The following is a 647-nucleotide window of genomic DNA, read 5'->3' as shown; positions in this document are numbered from 1 at the left end:
ATTAGTTAGAATGCAACATTACTCTATGCCCACCAGATTACTTGATCTAACATCAAATCCATTAATAGCTCTCTATTTCGCTTGTAAATCTAGTATTGAAATAGACAAAAGAATTGGTGAAGTAATTCTATTTTTTATAGATAACGAATATATTAAATATTATGACTCTGATACAGCGAGTTGTATTGCAAATTTAGCAAGACTATCTCACATTGAAAAAGAAGCAATTAATTTTAATAGAGAAAAAGAACGTTTTAATCAACAACCAAGTATAAAGAAACTATTACATTTTATTAAAGAAGAAAAACCATTTTTTGAACCCAGAATTGATAAATATGATTTAAAAAATGTTATTTGTATTAAAGGAATAAAAAATAATATTAGAATATCTTCTCAATCAGGTGTTTTTCTTTTATTCGGCTTAAATGCTACTTTAAATGAAAGAGGTAACGAACATATAAAAATTCAAAGAATAAAAATTCATAATCGGAAAAAAATTTTACAAGAATTAGATTTAATCAATATTAATGAAAGTACGGTTTTTCCCGATATCGAAAGCTCCGCGAGATACATATCTTATAAGAATAGTTCAAATAACAGATATCCAAATTAAAAATATCAAGCCACAAAGTAAAGATTATCGTGTT

General features: G+C 25.5%; 1 protein-coding gene. It reads left to right on the top strand.

The window, feature by feature from the left end; all coding sequences use genetic code 11:
* A partial coding sequence (locus A9G09_RS03445) for an FRG domain-containing protein (RefSeq protein WP_141671516.1) occupies positions 1 to 613 on the top strand: 613 nt, incomplete at its 5' end.
* Positions 614 to 647: the final 34 nt, after the last annotated feature.

The organism is Gilliamella sp. wkB292, assembly GCF_001690235.1.
GTDB classification, from domain to species: Bacteria; Pseudomonadota; Gammaproteobacteria; order Enterobacterales; family Orbaceae; genus Gilliamella; species Gilliamella apicola_F.
This window is presented reverse-complemented; position numbering and strand designations above follow the sequence as displayed.